This is a genomic window from Arcticibacterium sp. SM2516, from assembly GCF_057914865.1.
This window is the reverse complement of sequence record NZ_CP195290.1, coordinates 1,726,943-1,744,747: the sequence shown is the minus strand read 5'-3', so window position 1 is coordinate 1,744,747 and position 17,805 is coordinate 1,726,943. Positions and strand designations below refer to the sequence as shown.

The window sequence follows — 17,805 nt, the reverse complement described above, 5'->3', positions numbered from 1 at the left end:
AAGAAGCCCTTCATTCCTATGACGAATGAAGGGCTTCTTTATAAGATAAAGTTTATTTTTTTGTCATTTTGTTACCAAAGAAATCTCCTGCGTTCCAAGTGGGAGGTTTGATTTCATTGGCCACTAAAAAACCAATTAGAAAATCAACTTTAACATGAGTGGCTGCGGCATTAAAATCGAAATCTTGATTCATGTCATCTTGAGGTGTATGATAATGGGTTCTTCTCCACATCACATCAGTAACAGACCTATCCACAGTATCAGAAGGTACCGTCATAAAGCCACTTTTGATGAATAGGGCAGGGATTCCCTTTCTGATGAAACTATAATGGTCACTTCTAATAAAGATAACTTGCTCAGGAAATGGGTCTGGACTGATTTTTAATCCGAGAATGTCTGCTGCCTTTTTAGTCTGTACACCTAAACTAGAGTGAACTGCTCCGTAGGGTACAATATCCAAAACCGGATGGAAGAAGAAAGGCATGTCCATCGCTATGTTGGCCACCATTTTTTCTTTACCTTTTGGTGGGTTATTGGCTAAATAATCAGAACCCAGTAAACCAGATTCTTCGCCGGTTACTATCGCAAATAATATAGAACGTTTTGGCTTTTCTTTTAAAGCTTGATAAGTTTTGGCTATTTCTAATAAAATGGCCACGCCCGAGGCATTATCATGGGCTCCGTTATAAATAGAATCTCCATTAATGGCTCTGCCAATTCCTAAATGATCCACATGTGCTGCATACACCACATATTCCTCCTTAAGTTTGGGGTCTGTTCCTTCAATTTCTGCTAATAGATTATGACTTATGATAAGTTCGGTTTCCGTTACCACTTTCATATTGGCAGAAAGATTTAAAGGAAATGAGATAGACTTACCTTCATCAAATAATCTTAACACTTCATTGAATTTCTCGGAAGTGTTGGCAAAAATCTTATCCAGGTTCTGATTGTTAAATAAGGCTGTGACTTTTATTTCTGAATTTGAACGGGCTGCTTTTCCATCGCTTTCTTGCCATTTGTATCCACCGTTTCTAGATCTACTAACAGAGGATGCCCAGGTTCTACGGGTATTGCTAGGATGCATAAAATTAATAACACCCACAGCTCCATTTTCAATGGCCACTTGGTATTTAGCTTCTCCTCCGGCATAGTATGCTCTTTCGCTATTAGGGAAAGTGGATGGAGCGTCATTTATAAAAACCACAATTTTGCCTTTAACATCAATGCCTTTATAATCGTCGTAATCAAATTCTGGAGCAGTTATGCCAAAACCAACAAAAACTAAAGGGGCGGTAACTTCTGAAATGGATTGGTCATAATAAGGGGATAGGAGAAAATCTTCTTCAATGGTGAGTTCCTCTTCTATTCCTTTGTTTGTTATACTCATGCGGCTTTTACTCGCATTTTGAGTGGCATGAAGCAGTGGAACCTCTTGATAATAGCTTTTGTCATTAGAAGCTGGTTTTAATCCCAAGGAGATAAGTTGAGACTTGACGTAGTTAGAAGCTATTTCAAAACCTGGCGTTCCAGGGCTACGACCCAATAATGCATCTTCCGAAAGGAAGGTCATGTGAGCCTTTATAGCGTTTGGATTAATGGTTTCTAGGACAGGATAATCTTTGACAGAACGCTGGGCTAAGGCCGTTTTCTGTAAAGCCAATAAAGCTAAACAAAACAAGAATACATTTTTCATAAATTTGGGTTAAGAGTTTCTCGATTAATGACAGTTTAAAATAAAGTCTTTAGTCTTTTTAACCCAAACATTAATTTGTTATATATTGTTTTAGTGCAATTTCTGACTGGTATTGTGGCACAAATTGAAATTAAAGTTCTTTTTAGTTAGAAGCTACTATTTTTTAGAAACCTTTTCCCATGTTCTTTCTGCCAGTGCTCTCGTTTTTAAAATACCTTCTCTGGATGAAAGGTTTTTTCCTTCGAATTCTATTCCAAAATATCCATTATAACCAGAATCCTTAATCACTTCGAAAAACTTTCGGAAGTCCATGGTAGATTCGTTTCCTAGAGCATCGAAGTCAAAGGCTTTAACACTTATTCCCTCTGCCGAACTTATTAGCTCTGAGAAACCTTGGTAGTAGTCATATTCTTTAATGCATGGGCTACTCCATAAATCACCCTGCTCTCTTTGGTAGCACCAATTATGAAAATCGTCGAGGCTTCCAACATTCTTATCCGAAAGTTTTAAAATAAGCTCTGATAACCATATCCCGTGACTTGAAATACCACCATGGTTTTCAATAATGATCTGTACTCCTTGAGTGTTAGCATAATCTGCTAGAGCTCCAATCCCTGCTATACTTTGAGTCATCATCTCCTCTGGGGTTCCATCTCCATGTGCGTTCACACGCATAATAGGACAGCCCAAATATTTTGTGGCGTCTACCCATTTTTTTCCTAAGGCCACTGCTTCATTTCTTTCTTGAGGATCAGAGGCACTTAAGTTCCCAATATTATCAACTTGAATCATTAAGTTTTTCACGCCAGCACTTTTGGCAGCAAGATTAAGGCTGTCTAAAAAAGCAAAGTCTTCAACTTTGTTTTGAAAAAACTGACTCACATATTCTACAGCTTCAAAATTCATTTCACCAGCCGCTTTAACAAAGTCAACGGTTGTCATCTCACCACCGAAAAGTTCTCTATTGAAGGACCACTGAGCTAAAGAATATCTGGGTTTTACCGTTTCCTTAGTTTCTGATTGACAGGAAATTAGACCTAAAATAGTTATAAAAAGAAGAGATAAAAGCCTTAAGATATGCATTACTTTTTGGGTAGTTTTCTGAAATCTACATGCTTTTTCCTTGGTATCAAATCTATGGAAGAACTTCTTAGAATTACAAGTATGAAGTTAAAGCTCATCTGGAAATCACATGGTCTTTCAAATTTCAAATTTTACATTTAAATCTAAAGCTCAACGACCTCTTTTATAGAAGGTTTTCCTAGCGTAAAGACAAACATTGCCCCTCCATCGAGTTTGGGTTCCATGGCTACTTTGCCACCATTCCTTTCCACAATTTTATGAACCGTTGAAAGGCCAAAGCCACTTCCAATCTTACTGTAAGAATCTTTTTTTGCAAGACTATTCATTATTTTTTTAATGCGTTCCGGACTTTTCGGTTCAATCTTCAGTCCCATGCTAGTTGAACTAAATCTATAGCTAGTTTCATCTTCTGAAATTAATATTTCAATCTTAGTTACTTTCTTTTCTGTTTGCTTTAATGTGCTTGCTATTAAGTTAATAATAAGTTGATTAGTGGCTGTTTTATTGGCAAATATTTCAATTAATTCAGAATTTAAGATGATTGATAATTCGTCTGAATAGTCAAACAAATCTTCTATTTCACTGACTAATCTACTCAGATTTACCCAAGATTTTTCTTCTTGATTTAGACTTTCCTTTTGATTGTACTCCAATAGACCCGAAATTAAGTTCTTAAGTTTATTACTTGTATTTCTTATACTGTCAAGCATATCTATCCCATCTTTACCTATTTGTATACCAAACTGTTGAGATAAGATCTGGGTCATTGATGAAATACTAACCAGCGGTGTTTTTAGGTCTTGGACAGAAATGAATTCGTATCGTTCTAGCTCCTCATTTCTTTCTTTAAGGTCTTCTAATGCTGCTTCTAACAACCTTTCCTTTTTTCTAAGCTCCATTAATACCATAATTTGTCTAGAAAGAGCTTGCAAAGAACTCAACTGGTACGGTGTTAAAACTTTGGGTTTAGTATCTATGACACATAAGGTACCAAGAGGCAGTCCACTTTCAGATAACAAAGGAACTCCAGTATAAAATATGATGTTGGGTTCTCCCGTTACCAAGGGATTGTTTTTAAATCGTTCGTCTTTTCTGGCATCTTCTACCATCAAGAAATTTTTCGAATCATTGATTACATGAGCACAAAAAGCCACTTCCCTTGGCGTTTCTGAAATATCTGTACCATGGTGAGATTTAAACCATTGTCTATTTTCATCAATTAAACTAACTAGGGAAATAGGTGTGTCACAAATTTGAGAGGCTATAGCCGTTAAGTTGTCGTAATCCTGCTCTGGCATAGAATCCAAAATAGAATACGACGATAGTTCTGCTAGTCTTTCCTTTTCTCTGATATGCTTTTCTGGAACTTCCATCTTGATTCAATTATTTTTTTTAGGCTATGAGTTACTCAGGTTCCAATCCCAAGAATCACGCCACTGTAAGTGGTATTGGACGTACATAGCTTTTTGACGTACGTATTATATTGTTGTCTTTCCGAAGGCAAATCTATGATTTATTGAATTTGCTGGATAAAACCCACTTTATACAATAGAAAATCTCCCGATAGCTATCGAGACCGTAGCTAAATTGCTTCAAATCAGTTTACTTCGTCAAGCTCAGCACAGGCTACACCCATTTAAACTCAATCATCATAGCGGTGCTATGCTAATCTCGTTTAAATGTCTGATTTATTACACTTGAGCTACTCATTACGATTCTCCAATGCATAAAGCGGGTTAAACCATTTTGTTGTTTAAATAAAATTGTAATGACTAAGATTTTAACTTATTCCAGTTATAGGTGCAGTTGTTTTGGAGATTTTGGGTATAAAAAGGAGGAGGTCTCATAAGTGAAAAGTAACTCTGAGAATTGCTTGTTAGAAAATATTCTCAGACAGGAATGCAAATAAAAAAAGAGGCTGTCTCACAATTTGGAGACAGCCTCTTTTACTCATTGAATTTATGCTAAAAGCTTTGCTAATTATTTAGCATCACTTTCCTTTACTTCTTCAAAGTTTACATCAGTAACACCTTCATCATCAGAAGGGGCTGCATCCGCTGCGTCTGCTCCAGCACTACCCATAGGGTCAGCACCATCAGCAGCTTGCTGAGCGGCGTATATCTCCTGAGAAGCAGCCTGCCAAGCAGTATTGATTTTCTCCATAGAAGCATCAATTGCCACTAAATCGGCTGTTCCATGAGCAGCTTTAAGCTCAGTTAATGCAGCTTCAATCGCCGTTTTATTTGGCTCAGAAAGTTTATCGCCATATTCTTTCAATTGTTTCTCCGTAGAGAATACCATTGCGTCTGCAGCGTTTATTTTTTCAATTTTCTCTTTCTCAGCTTTGTCAGACTCCTCGTTGGCTTTGGCTTCGTCACGCATCTTTTGAATTTCTTCGTCAGATAATCCAGAAGAAGCTTCAATGCGAATATTTTGCTCTTTACCTGTTCCTTTATCTTTGGCTGTAACATTTAAGATACCATTAGCATCTACATCAAAAGTTACCTCAATCTGAGGAATTCCTCTACCTGCTGGTGGGATACCATCCAAATGGAATCTTCCTAAAGACTTATTTTGATTGGCCAACGGTCTTTCACCTTGAAGAACGTGAAGCTCTACAGAAGGCTGGTTTTCGGCAGCCGTAGAGAATACTTCTACTTTCTTAGTAGGGATAGTGGTGTTAGACTCAATCATTTTAGTAAATACACTTCCCATGGTTTCAATACCCAAAGAAAGAGGAATAACATCTAATAAAAGAATGTCTTTCACTTCACCTGTTAATACACCACCTTGAATAGCGGCACCAACAGCTACAGCTTCGTCAGGGTTTACACCTTTAGAAGGTTTTTTACCCCAGAATTTCTCTACTTCTTCTTGAACTTTAGGGATTCTAGTAGAACCACCCACAAGTATAATTTCAGAAATTTGGCTATTTGAGATACCTGCATTCTTCATGGCTCTTTTGCAAGGTTCCATCATTCTCGTAAAAAGAGAATCTGCTAGTTGCTCAAACTTGGCTCTTGATAAAGAACGTACTAAGTGCTTAGGCACACCATCCACAGGGAATATATATGGAAGGTTAATTTCTGCCTGAGAAGAGCTAGAAAGCTCCATTTTAGCTTTTTCAGCAGCTTCTTTCAAACGTTGAAGAGCCATAGCGTCATGACGTAAGTCTACGCCCTCGTCTTTCTTAAATTCATCTGCTAACCACTCAATGATTACTTGGTCAAAGTCATCACCACCTAAATGCGTGTCACCGTCAGTAGATTTCACTTCAAACACACCATCTCCTAAATCTAGGATAGATACATCAAAAGTACCACCACCAAGGTCAAACACCGCAATTGTGGCATCTTTGTCTTGCTTGTCAAGACCATAAGCCAATGCAGCGGCTGTAGGCTCATTGATAATTCTTTTCACTTCAAGTCCAGCTATTAAACCAGCTTCTTTTGTCGCTTGTCTTTCAGCATCGTTAAAGTATGCTGGTACTGTAATTACAGCCTCAGTTACTTCTTGCCCTAAATAATCTTCTGCCGTTTGCTTCATTTTTTGAAGAATGAAAGCAGAGATCTCTTGGGGAGTATAGTGTCTATCACCAATTCTTACTCTTGGCGTATCGTTATTTCCTTTTTCTACATCGTAAGCTATGGTTTTCAGTTCTGAACTTACGTCAGAATATTGTTTACCCATGAAACGCTTAACCGAAGCAATTGTGTTTTTCGGATTAGTAATGGCTTGACGTTTGGCAGGAGCACCCACTTTCTTTTCACCATTTTCTAGAAATGCCACAATAGAAGGCGTTGTTCTTGCTCCTTCACTGTTGGCAATAACAACAGGCTCACTTCCCTCCATTACTGCCACACAGGAGTTAGTCGTTCCTAAGTCAATTCCTATGATTTTTCCCATGTTATATTTATCGTTTTTTTTAATTAAAATTCATTATGCCAAGAAATGAACAATCAATATGCCAAGGGCGTAATGCTCAAAGATTTGTGACAGTTTGTCAGGAATCGTATTTTTTTGGCAGTAATATTTTATGGGCAGCCGCCAATTGTTGCCGAAAAGACAGACCCAGGTTTAATTTCAAAACCAGGTGTCAGTAATATCTTTTGACCCGCCTTGTAAGCTGCTCCAGTGGGATTGGTCAATTTATTTGAGGCAGTTATCGTTTGGGAGGCAGAAAAATTAAAAGATTTTGAGCCATAGCTCAAATCATCAACAGTAGATTTTAATAGAAAGCTGTTTGGGCAATCCGGTATTACTTTCAGTTTTATTTTATTAGAAGCGTTGCTATAACAGGTTGAATTTTTACAATATGCAAAGTATGTGCTGGTATCGGTGGGTGTAACAGTGATGCTAGGGTTATTACTTTGATTATACCATTCAAGCGTATAACTGCTTGCACAGGCTGAGGCATTATATGTTACAGAAGTTCCTTTATTTATTAAGCTATCTATGACATTGCTTATTACTGGTGCGTTAGGCTTAACTAAACCTCCCACATAGAAAGTTCTATTGCCTTCACAAGTTGTTCCCACACCCCAAGTATATTTTAATTGTACAAAACCATCGGAACCAAATAGTATTTCTCCCGTATTTGCATTGAGGCTGAAAGTAACAGAGTCTGGCTTGTTATTAATGGAGAAAGTACCTCCTAGGGGTGAGAAGCTAGGAATAGATGGGCTGCCAATACATACTTGATTGTTGGCAGAATAGGAAACGGTAATATCGCTAGTTAGTATGGTACTATCTATTTTCGGACTTTCATAGCCATTTGTATCAATAGCCTTAACGCTAAACTTATAGGAAGTAGATTGGCTCAGTCCCGTGAAAGTGTATTTCAATGTGCCGGCAGGAACGTTGGATTGTAAAATGTCATTTTTGAAAACTTGATAAGATGCTATACCATTCATATCATTTTCGGATGTCCAATTGAGTTCCACACAGGTCGGAAATATTTTTGGGAAAGTTAAGTTCTTAGGTTTGTCGAAGATAATACGAGCATTCCCCCAATCCGCCTGATTCGCAGCTACCGATCCTCCACTATTTTCTACCACCAGTTTAATGCTGGTATATGCTGCAATATTTACATTAATGTTTAGGGCATCAGATAGGTTTGTAAGCGTAGGGCTGGTGTATATCAGGGTATTTTCGCCATAAACTTTAAAAATAACGCCAGCACCACTAAAAGAATCGTCGTCAATCCCTATGGAAGCCTTGAATCTAGCATGTAGACCCGTTTTCATTTTATAGATGAGCTCAGAGCCAGAATGCGTTCCTATTCCTTTAGTGAAAGATTTACCTTTGATTTCCATGATACTACCGTCCCCTTCATTGGCCGTACTTCCAACGCTTTGGTCGAAAGAAACTGGACCTAAACCATTTTGAATACTATACGGCGTGTAATTCGACAAATAAAGACTATCTACATAGGTACTAGAAAGGCTTTGCTGACTAAGAATGTTGCTGATGTTTACAGCTTGGCTCATGGTCACATTACCATTTCCGTCTGTTAAATAGCATCTGTAAGTACCGCTCGAGTTAGAATAACTCGCACTGGTTCCTTCTGCATTTCCATTGATATTATTCCCTGAAACCCATTTATAGCTGCTATAGCCTCCTGGAGCCGTTAAGGTAACCGAGCCATTTAAAACACTGATGGAAGTCTCTGGTACTGTTTTAGAAGGTATAGGTGTAGAGGATGAGAGAAATGTTCCGACGGTTATTGAGTTATATAGGTCACCCGCAAATTTGCTCATCCCAGATGCATTGAAGTGAATATTATCTGTTCTGTCTGCGGAAGTGTATCCGTCTGTTATGGGGCCTGCAAACACTTGATTTGATGGGTTGATTTGAGCGTTTTGGCCATTAATTACATTGACAGAAGTATTACCTTCAAAATAACTAGCACGACTCACCATCCATGGGATGATAGCACCAAAGTCTGTCCTAGTTTTAGTGATAAAAGAAGTCAATTTATTCTGATAATCAGATTGAGAGGTATTTATAGCCTGATCCGTTTCACCTTGATGCCAAATAATGGCCCTAACACCGTAAAGATTAGGGTAATATTTTAAGGCTTTTGTGAAAATATTATATGGTGCACCTACAGAATTACAATATTGACTACCATTATAAGGCTGATGCACTCCATTGGTGGGTAAACCATTTGAACTTGCAAGCCAATTTTCTATACTAGTTCCACCAGCTGCTCCGTTAAAAAAAGCGACGGGTACGTTTAAATTAGTCACTAAATTGTTTCCAAGAACACTATATGCCCAAGGGCTTTCGCCAGATACTGAGATTTTATGACCTGTATTTATGGCAGAAAGTTGAGCAAAGTCTGGATATGTTGCGAAACAACCTTGAACCGAATTATGACTGAGACTTCTCTCGTTATTCATCACTGGAGGATCTACGTAAGCACTTGCATCTAATGGATCAATACCCGCCGCATTTGATTGCCCAGAAATAAGGTAAACATCCCCAACCCCTAATTTAGCTACTGAGGTGGTGCTTAAAGTGACATTCGTATTGACCAGTTTAACCTCTAAAGTGTACCATCCAGCCGGAACGGCGTTCAATTGCCCATAATACTTCCCTTTAGTGGGATTGGATTGAATGATCTGCCAGTCGAAACCTGAAATAGGCGTAGTAGTGCCTGGGTTAAGTAATCTGGCTTGAATTGAGGTGACTATTGGATTTTGGTAGGTTCCTGCAATGTATACAGTGGCGTTATTACTGCTGTTCCTTTGAAAAACCGACATGTTTATAGGCAAATCAATACTAATCTGTGATAATCCAGGCAGAGAGGAAGTAAGAACAAAAAGTAATATCTTAAGGATTCTAATCTTCAAAATATTCGTTGAGTTTTTAATGGAATTATGATAGCAAGCTATTTAAGTTACGCAAAGCTACCAATTATAGACTTTCTAAGTCTGCATTAGTCACATACTTTATTTTTCGGTAGACTTAAAGCAAAAAAAAGACCCCCAAAAGGAGGTCTCATTTTCCAAGCGAAATGAATTTCGCTATTATTTCACTTTTTCTACTATCGCTTTGAAAGTCTCTGGGTGATTCATTGCTAAATCAGCCAATACTTTACGATTTAAATCAATACCAGCAGTAGATAACTTATTCATAAAAACAGAATAAGATAACCCGTGCTGTCTAGCACCTGCATTGATACGGACAATCCACAACTTGCGGAAGTTTCTTTTCTTTTGCTTACGGCCAATATAGGCGTAACATAATGCTTTTTCAACAGCGTTTTTCGCTACTGTCCAAACATTCTTTCTTCTACCAAAAAATCCTTTGGCAAGTTTAAGCACTTTTTTTCGTCTTGCTCTCGACGCTACATGATTGACACTACGTGGCATAATCTTTAAGTTTTTTGACTGGAGGCGATACGCTTAAAACGTATTCTTTCTTAGCCTTTTGTCGGGTGAAACAATTGAACCAATAATTAATTAATGTTGATTAAAGAGCCAATAGGCTTTTAATACGATTTTCATCTGTTGGATGAACAAGCGTGGAACCTGCAAGTATAGACTTACGCTTTTTAGACTTCTTAGTCAAAATATGACTATGAAATGCATGTTTACGTACAATCTTACCTGTTCCAGTAATTTTGAAACGCTTCTTCGCTCCAGAATTTGTTTTTTGTTTTGGCATCGATTTAAACAGTTTTAGTACAAAAAAGTAAATTGGGCTGCAAAGATAGTTAAAAGTAGGTCATTTTCAAATCAAAAGTTTTTTTTCTTCTTTAGCCCGAAATGAGCTCCTAAATCGGCTAATTTTGTAAACCATTTTCAGTGAATTTTAACTCTTAAAAAAGAATCAAAGTTATTAAAACTATTGCTTCTCTTGATAAACAAGCCTATAAGGTCCGTTTATTGAAGTGGAATGCTTTTATATAGTTTTTAAAGACTCCCATAAGACCGCCAATGCAGTTTTCCCACCTTCATAATCACACTCAGTTTTCTCTTCTAGACGGTGCATCTAGTATTAAAAAGATTTTTCAGAAAGCGAAAGACGACAATATGCCAGCCGTGGCCATTACAGATCATGGCAATATGTTTGGCGTTTTTGACTTTGTGGCCAACGCAGGGAAATTCGGGATAAAGCCTATTGTAGGTTGTGAGTTGTATGTGGTAGATGATCACACTATAAAACAATTTACCAAAGACAAAAAAGATAAAAGGTATCACCAACTTCTCTTGGCAAAGTCGCCAAAAGGTTATCAAAACCTTATCAAGTTGTGTTCTTTGGGTTACATGGATGGCTTATATAGTAAGTATCCTAGGGTTACAAAGGCCTTAATAGAGAAATATAAGGAAGGGCTGATTGCTACCACTTGCTGTTTGGGTGCTAGAGTTCCTCAGGAGATACTAAGACACGGAGAGAAAGCTGGTTTAGAGGAATTTAAATGGTGGCTGGATAGATTTGGCGAAGATTATTATATAGAAATTCAAAGGCACGATATACCCGACCAGAACACGGTAAATAAGGTGTTACTTAAATGGGCGAAAGAGTATAATGTAAACGTGATAGCTTCTAATGATTCACATTATGTAGATCAAGAAGACTGGGTAGCCCATGATATTTTGTTGTGTGTAAACACCAACGAAAAACTCGCTACGCCAAAGATGAAAGACTATGACGATGAAAGTGAGGGAGGAAATAGAGCGGGTAGATTTGCCTTTTATAACGACCAGTTTTATTTTAAAACTACGGCAGAAATGACTCAGCTATTTAGCGACATTCCTGCGGCTATTGACAACACCAATGAGATCGTTGGAAAAGTAGAAACCTTGGAGCTGAAGCAGGATATCATGCTTCCTAATTTTCCTATTCCAGAGGAATTTAAAAAGCATGCTGACGATAAGTTAAATCAATGGGAATATCTGCAACATTTGACCTATGAGGGAGCTAAGAAACGGTATGGGGAAATTACGGAAGAAGTAAAGGAACGTATTGACTTTGAACTTTTTACCATTAAAACCATGGGTTTTGCTGGATATTTCCTCATTGTGATGGATTTTATTGATGCAGGAAGAAAGCTAGATGTGATGATAGGCCCAGGAAGAGGGTCGGCGGCGGGTTCTGTGGTAGCTTATTGTATTGAAATTACCAATATTGACCCGATAAAGTATAATTTACTTTTTGAGCGTTTTCTAAATCCGGATAGAAAGTCAATGCCCGATATTGATACCGATTTTGATGATGAAGGCCGTCAGAAAGTGATTGATTATGTGGTGCAAAAGTATGGTAAAAACCAAGTGGCTCAGATCATTACCTATGGTACCATGGCCACAAAATCTGCCATTAAGGATGTATCTAGGGTAATGGACTTACCGCTGGCAGATGCCAACTATATTGCCAAAATGGTACCCGATAAGCCCTCATACGGGATAAATTTTGAGAAACTTATTCACTATCCTGAAAACGGCCCTAAAAGTTTACATTCTATGGGCCTAAGCCCAGAAGAAGTGGCCAATGTTCAGAAAATTAGAGACCTTTATCATGGTAATGGACTGGAAGCTAAGGTTTTAAAGCAAGCTGAAAAACTGGAGGGAACTGTGAGAAATACAGGTATACACGCTGCCGGTATTATCATTGCACCGCATGATCTTTCAGATATTGTTCCTGTGAGTACTTCTAAAGACTCCGAACTGCTTGTTACGCAGTATGAAGGAAAGATAATAGAAGATGCTGGGGTCATTAAAATGGACTTTTTGGGTCTTCGAAATCTTACCATTATTAAGGAAGCCCTTAGAATGATCAAGGAGAATCATGGTCAAGGGATAGATAAGGATAACGCCACAGAAAAGCAGAAAAGAACACTGGACTTGATGGAAAACGGGATAGATTATATTCCGTTGGATGACCCAGAAACCTATGCTCTTTTTCAAAGAGGGGAGACCAATGCCATTTTCCAGTTTGAATCTGATGGTATGAAAAAGTACATGAAGGAGCTTAAGCCCGATCAGTTTGGTGACTTGATTGCGATGAATGCCCTTTATAGACCGGGTCCAATAGCCTATATCCCTAAGTTTATTGATAGAAAGCATGGGAGAGAAGCGATTACTTATGATTTACCGGACATGGAGGAGCATTTGGCTGAAACCTACGGTATCACGGTTTATCAAGAGCAAGTAATGCTTTTGTCTCAGAAGCTTGCCAATTTTACCAAAGGAGATGCCGATGTGCTTAGAAAAGCCATGGGTAAAAAGCAGATAGAAGTCCTAAATAAGCTTAAAAGTAAGTTTTTGGAAGGTGGAGCCGAAAATGGTCACGCTGAAAAGGTTTTGGAGAAAGTCTGGAAAGACTGGGAGGCCTTTGCCCAATATGCCTTTAATAAATCACACTCTACGTGTTATGCTTTTGTGGCTTATCAAACAGCCTATTTAAAGACGCACTATCCCTCAGAATACATGGCAGGGGTATTGACCTCTCAGCTGGGTAATATTGACAAAATCACCTTCTTTATGGAGGAGTGTAGGGCACTCGGTTTGCCTGTTTTAGGACCAGACGTTAATGAGTCTGCCAAGCGTTTTGGTGTGAACGAAAATGGAGAGATAAGGTTTGGACTGGCAGGAATAAAAGGAAGTGGAGATGCTGCCGTCGATGATATTATCGCTAAAAGAGTGGATGGTCCTTATAAAGATATTTATGATTTTATGACCAGGATAACACTGAGGACGGTCAATAAAAAAACTTTAGAATCTCTGGTTTACGCCGGAGCATTTGACTGTTTTGAAGATGTTTATAGAAGCCAGTATTTCGCTCAATATCAGCAAGGTGGGAATTTCATTGAAATGCTGATTCGCTATGCCAATAAGATTCAAGACGATAAAAACTCTGCACAAGCCTCTCTTTTTGGTGAGGCCGCAGGTGGTGGAGCTGTGGCCAATCCAGTACCCGAAAAGGTAGAGCCATGGGGAAATATTGAACGATTAAAGTATGAAAAAGATGTAGTCGGTTTTTACATCTCTGGGCATCCGCTAGACCAATTTTCAATAGAAATGAGTCTTTGTAAACCCTTAGATACCCTGATTGCTCCCGAAAATAGAGATAGAGATTTTAGCATTGGAGGAGTGATAACCATGGTGCAGCATAGGCAATCTAAAAATGGTAACCCTTTTGCTATTTTCAAACTGGAAGACTACGCAGGTTCCTTAGAAATGATGCTTTTCGGAAAAGACCATGTGGCTTTCAATAACTATCTGATGGAAGGTCAGTTTATATTTATAAGAGGGAAAATTCAAGCCAGGTGGAATAGAGAGGATGAATTAGAATTTAAGCCCAAAGAAATGCAGCTCCTTTCTGAAATTAAGCAACAACGTTTTAAAGAAGTGAACCTTAAAATAGAGTTGAATAAAATAAATGAAGCCTTTATCCAAGATTTGAGAGCGGTAAGCAATGCTCATCCTGGAAATTTTGAGCTAAAATTCAACATTTTTGATAATGCCGAACAATTGAACTTGAACTTATTCAGTAGAAATTCAAAAATCGACATTAACAAAAAAGTTTATCAAGAGCTTTTAGAACTCTGTGGTGATGGGAATGTAAGTTTTGCTTAAGCTGGTTTTATACCACCTTTTAGTTCTTCTTTAAGTGCTTTTAAACCTTCCATATCACCTTTAGCGGCCAAGGCTGCTTGCTCTGGCCATGTTCTAGGATTGTTTGCATTGTATCTTGTACCTCCTTTTTCTACCATCATTTTTTTGATATCGTCAGCGTTTGCTTTTGATAATTTTTCAAAAGTATCGGTACCATCTTCCTTTAAAAAGGACTCTATTTTTGGACCAATACCTTCTATTAATTTCAGGTTATCACCAACCACAACTTTAGCCGTTCTTCTTGTGGTTACGATTTTTTTTCCTGGATTAGGTGTACTTCCTACAACAGGTTTGGTTGTTACTATTTTGGCGGTAGCAGCCGGCATTGCTGTCAATTTCTCTTCTACCTTTTTAGGTGCTGCAGCCTTTACCGTTACTGGAGGTTTTACGGCTGTTGTTGGTTTTGAAACAATGGCACTTTTAGGCTTTTCTTCTACTTTTTTTTTTGGTGAAGAAGGTTTTTCAATTTTAGCTTTTGTCTCGCTTTTTTTCGATTTAGATTTTGGGTCTACTTTTTTTACGGTGGTTTTACCTTTAGTAGACTTATCTTTTGATTTTGTTTTGGCTTCAGGCTTAACCTTTTTAGACTCTTTTTTCTTTTTAGAATCGCTTTTCTTTGAATTTGCTACAAGTGTTAGCTTAGATAAAACTTTACCACTTTCAGAAAGGCCTTTTTTGATGTCAATGGATTTGATTTTTTTAATACTTTTTAGAAATGCTTTTAAGGCTTTCTCGGCCAATTTATTTTTGGACATTACTTTGTTTTTATTTAAATACTGATTATTACAAAGCTAAATGAGCCTTTATAATTTAACAATTAATTAATACTAAATAAAAAATATGGTAATATTGGTAATACTTATTTGACTATTACTTTGATGTAATGTGTTAAAATATCATCAATATGACTTTTCTTTTAAGGATTTTATGGTCTCATTTTTTAAAAATTTTGATAATACGTTGCTAATTAGGGAGAAAACGAGAGCAAATGCGACTTAAAATTTCCTGAAGTAGTCCATGCATTATATTGGAAAAGTATTTTGAGGAATAAAATAGAATGATTCTATTTTAAATATTTATGCATATTAGATTTTATGCCTTTGGAACTAAATCAAAGAACATAGATGTTACATTGCTGAACTCAAATTAACAATAAGAAATGGCAGGTAAAGCAATTGAAATAAACGACGCAAATTTTAAGGAATTAATAGCTTCAAACAAACCAGTTTTGGTGGATTTTTGGGCTGAATGGTGCGGACCTTGTAAGATGATTGGACCAGTAGTTGAAGAAATAGCTGGTGAATACGAAGACCAAGCAATAGTGGGTAAAATGGATGTTGATGCCAATAGTGCCACGCCAATGGAATTCGGAATACGTTCTATTCCTACTTTGATGATTTTCAAAAATGGAGAAATGGTAGATAAAATTGTTGGGGCAGTGCCTAAACACGTTTTGACTCAGAAATTAGAAGCTGCTATGTAATTAGCACATTTAATATATAGAAGCTCGCTTTTTTTACAAAGCGAGCTTTTTTTATGAATAAATAATGGGTAAAAAGTAGGAGCAAAAAGCTTCCGAATTAAGTTCTTTTGACTGTAATGTTAAATACCGAGTAATGGTTGCATACCTTTTCTCAATATTAGATATCCCGCCGCATTGGGATGCAAGCCATCTGAAAACAGATCTTCCTTTATCTTGCCATCGTCATTTAAGAATTCACTTCCCAAATCACCGTATTTCACATTCAAATCTCCCGCTAAAGCTGCCATCAAAACATTGAGGTCTTCTATTCTGCTTTCGAAGGCTCTTCTTGGTAATAAGCCCATTAATCTTATTTCTGATTTTGGCTGTCTCACTTTAATGGCTTCTATCAGCGACTTAAGACCAATAATTATTTCCTCATTTGAATTTAATTGTAAATTATTGGTGCCTATCATTACCAGAATATTTTCAGCAGCAAAACCGTCCATTTCCCCATGGTAAACTCGCCAAAGAACATTCTCAATTCTATCCCAACCATAGGCATAGTTTTTTACCCCCGCTGGTGTAAATATGTTTTCCCAAGAAGCTTCCTCTCTCACCACTTTAGTACGAGGTAAGCCTCCCCAAAAGTGAATGATAGAATTTGCGAGAATAATGGATTTAGGAGGAGCCGTAGCGTTTATTTCTAAGATTTCTGTATGGCGTTTTTCCCAATCGTAATTACCCGGTTCTCTGTATTGTGTGACAGGTATGGTCGTGCTTAATGTACCTTTAGGTTCCTTAAGAATAGTTCTGAGCTTGTTTTCATAAGCTTCGGCATAGTGTTGCATGCCCAAGTCTGTTGGATGAGTACCATCCACCATGTCATCTAATCCTAAGTTTATCTCTTCTTTTGTGAGATAGAATAAATCCTGAATTCCTTCGAATTTCAATTGCTGGAAAGCTTCTCTCAGAACCTTGTTCGCGGTTTGATATTGGTCTTTTCTATGGTCGTTTATCATGGATTCGGTGTAGCCAGCATGTTCTACCACCAGAATAGGCATATTGCTTTTATTTCTTAAGTCTCGAACAGCAGCCATAATTCTATCTTTCAAATCTTCAGATTTATAAATCCCACTTCTTTCCCATGCATCAGGTATCAGGTTTGGTAGGCAATCAAGCACAAAAACTTTGGCATCAATTTCGGTCATTAAATCAATGATAGGAGCATCTAGTCTTCCATTTCCGCTAAAACCTAAATTGATTAATGGTCGGTCCATTTTTCTGCCTAAAATAGAAGTCCAAGCCATACCTGGTCTAGATGCACAGGCACCTTGTGCTATGGAAGTGCCATAAATGACAATGGGCTTTTCTTTTCTAATTGCCAGTGGCTCCAAAATAGCTTGAGCATCTACACCAATTTCCAACCATGAAACTTCATTATACAATGGTAAGAAAAGACGATATTCTCTACCTTGTTTATGGTAAGCATCGTTTGGGTTTAATTGGGTGAAATCGTATTGGCATGTATCTCCAAAACTCCTTTTACCTGCACACCACATTTCTTTGCCTTCGGCGTCTATGGCATATAAATCAACACCGCTAACACCCGTGGCTGGCATATGGTTTAGCTCGAAAACTTTTTCTCCTTTTTGGCTTTTGGTTGTGCCATACCGCACTTTTATTTCTGATGCGTTTGACCTAAACCGTATCATTAGACCAGCAGATTGTCTAGATAAACTCCAGATGGCAGAGCTTACATTTTTTTCTGCTTTTTCAGGGAGTCTTCCATAAGGACTTCCTATTTCATTTGGCCATGCTTGTCCTTCTATCACCTTAATATTACTGTTGGCAGGGTTCCACCAAGTAATTGAAGGGTTTTCTTGGGCTAAAATAGGAAGTGAAAAGCAAAAACAGACAAGTGTAAAAAGTCTTCTCAT

General features: G+C 37.7%; 11 protein-coding genes. 2 read left to right on the top strand and 9 right to left on the bottom strand.

Annotated features, from left to right (window positions below; genetic code table 11):
• Positions 1 to 52 precede the first annotated feature (52 nt).
• From ACSBFT_RS07225 to rpmI, 7 genes are all read right to left on the bottom strand, one after another.
• Entirely contained in the window at positions 53 to 1,696 is a 1,644-nt protein-coding gene (locus ACSBFT_RS07225) for a M28 family metallopeptidase (RefSeq protein ID WP_489604081.1), read from the bottom strand.
• Between the two features lie 156 nt (positions 1,697 to 1,852).
• Positions 1,853 to 2,779: a sugar phosphate isomerase/epimerase family protein gene (locus ACSBFT_RS07220; RefSeq protein WP_463047226.1), complete on the bottom strand. Its 927-nt coding sequence runs from the start codon at positions 2,777 to 2,779 to the stop codon at positions 1,853 to 1,855.
• Positions 2,780 to 2,922: 143 nt separating this feature from the next.
• Positions 2,923 to 4,152 carry a GAF domain-containing sensor histidine kinase gene (locus tag ACSBFT_RS07215; protein ID WP_489604080.1) on the bottom strand — a complete coding sequence of 410 codons (1,230 nt, stop codon included), beginning with the start codon at positions 4,150 to 4,152 and terminating at the stop codon, positions 2,923 to 2,925.
• Positions 4,153 to 4,759: 607 nt separating this feature from the next.
• The gene (gene dnaK, locus ACSBFT_RS07210) at positions 4,760 to 6,685 is read right to left on the bottom strand and encodes a molecular chaperone DnaK (RefSeq protein WP_463044864.1); all 1,926 of its coding nucleotides are present in this window, start codon (positions 6,683 to 6,685) and stop codon (positions 4,760 to 4,762) included.
• A gap of 128 nt (positions 6,686 to 6,813) precedes the next feature.
• Complete coding sequence (locus ACSBFT_RS07205; protein WP_489604079.1) at positions 6,814 to 9,636, bottom strand: NPCBM/NEW2 domain-containing protein; 2,823 nt, start codon at positions 9,634 to 9,636, stop codon at positions 6,814 to 6,816.
• 177 nt (positions 9,637 to 9,813) lie between these two features.
• Complete coding sequence (gene rplT, locus ACSBFT_RS07200; protein ID WP_463044866.1) at positions 9,814 to 10,158, bottom strand: 50S ribosomal protein L20; 345 nt, start codon at positions 10,156 to 10,158, stop codon at positions 9,814 to 9,816.
• Positions 10,159 to 10,258: 100 nt separating this feature from the next.
• Positions 10,259 to 10,453, bottom strand: a complete 195-nt coding sequence (gene rpmI, locus ACSBFT_RS07195; protein WP_463044867.1) for a 50S ribosomal protein L35 — start codon at positions 10,451 to 10,453, stop codon at positions 10,259 to 10,261.
• Positions 10,454 to 10,725: 272 nt separating this feature from the next.
• Here rpmI and dnaE point away from each other — a divergent pair, with 272 nt between their 5' ends.
• Entirely contained in the window at positions 10,726 to 14,364 is a 3,639-nt protein-coding gene (dnaE, locus tag ACSBFT_RS07190; RefSeq protein WP_489604078.1) for a DNA polymerase III subunit alpha, read from the top strand.
• Here dnaE and ACSBFT_RS07185 read toward each other — a convergent pair.
• Positions 14,361 to 15,158: a hypothetical protein gene (locus ACSBFT_RS07185; RefSeq protein WP_489604077.1), complete on the bottom strand. Its 798-nt coding sequence runs from the start codon at positions 15,156 to 15,158 to the stop codon at positions 14,361 to 14,363. The genes dnaE and ACSBFT_RS07185 overlap by 4 nt on opposite strands.
• A 404-nt stretch (positions 15,159 to 15,562) precedes the next feature.
• Here ACSBFT_RS07185 and trxA point away from each other — a divergent pair, with 404 nt between their 5' ends.
• Positions 15,563 to 15,886 (top strand): thioredoxin, encoded by a 324-nt coding sequence (gene trxA / locus ACSBFT_RS07180; protein ID WP_463044870.1) that lies wholly within the window; start codon positions 15,563 to 15,565, stop codon positions 15,884 to 15,886.
• A gap of 119 nt (positions 15,887 to 16,005) precedes the next feature.
• Here trxA and ACSBFT_RS07175 read toward each other — a convergent pair whose 3' ends face one another.
• A complete protein-coding gene (locus ACSBFT_RS07175) occupies positions 16,006 to 17,805 on the bottom strand; it encodes an SGNH/GDSL hydrolase family protein (RefSeq protein WP_489604076.1) in 1,800 nt (599 codons plus the stop codon).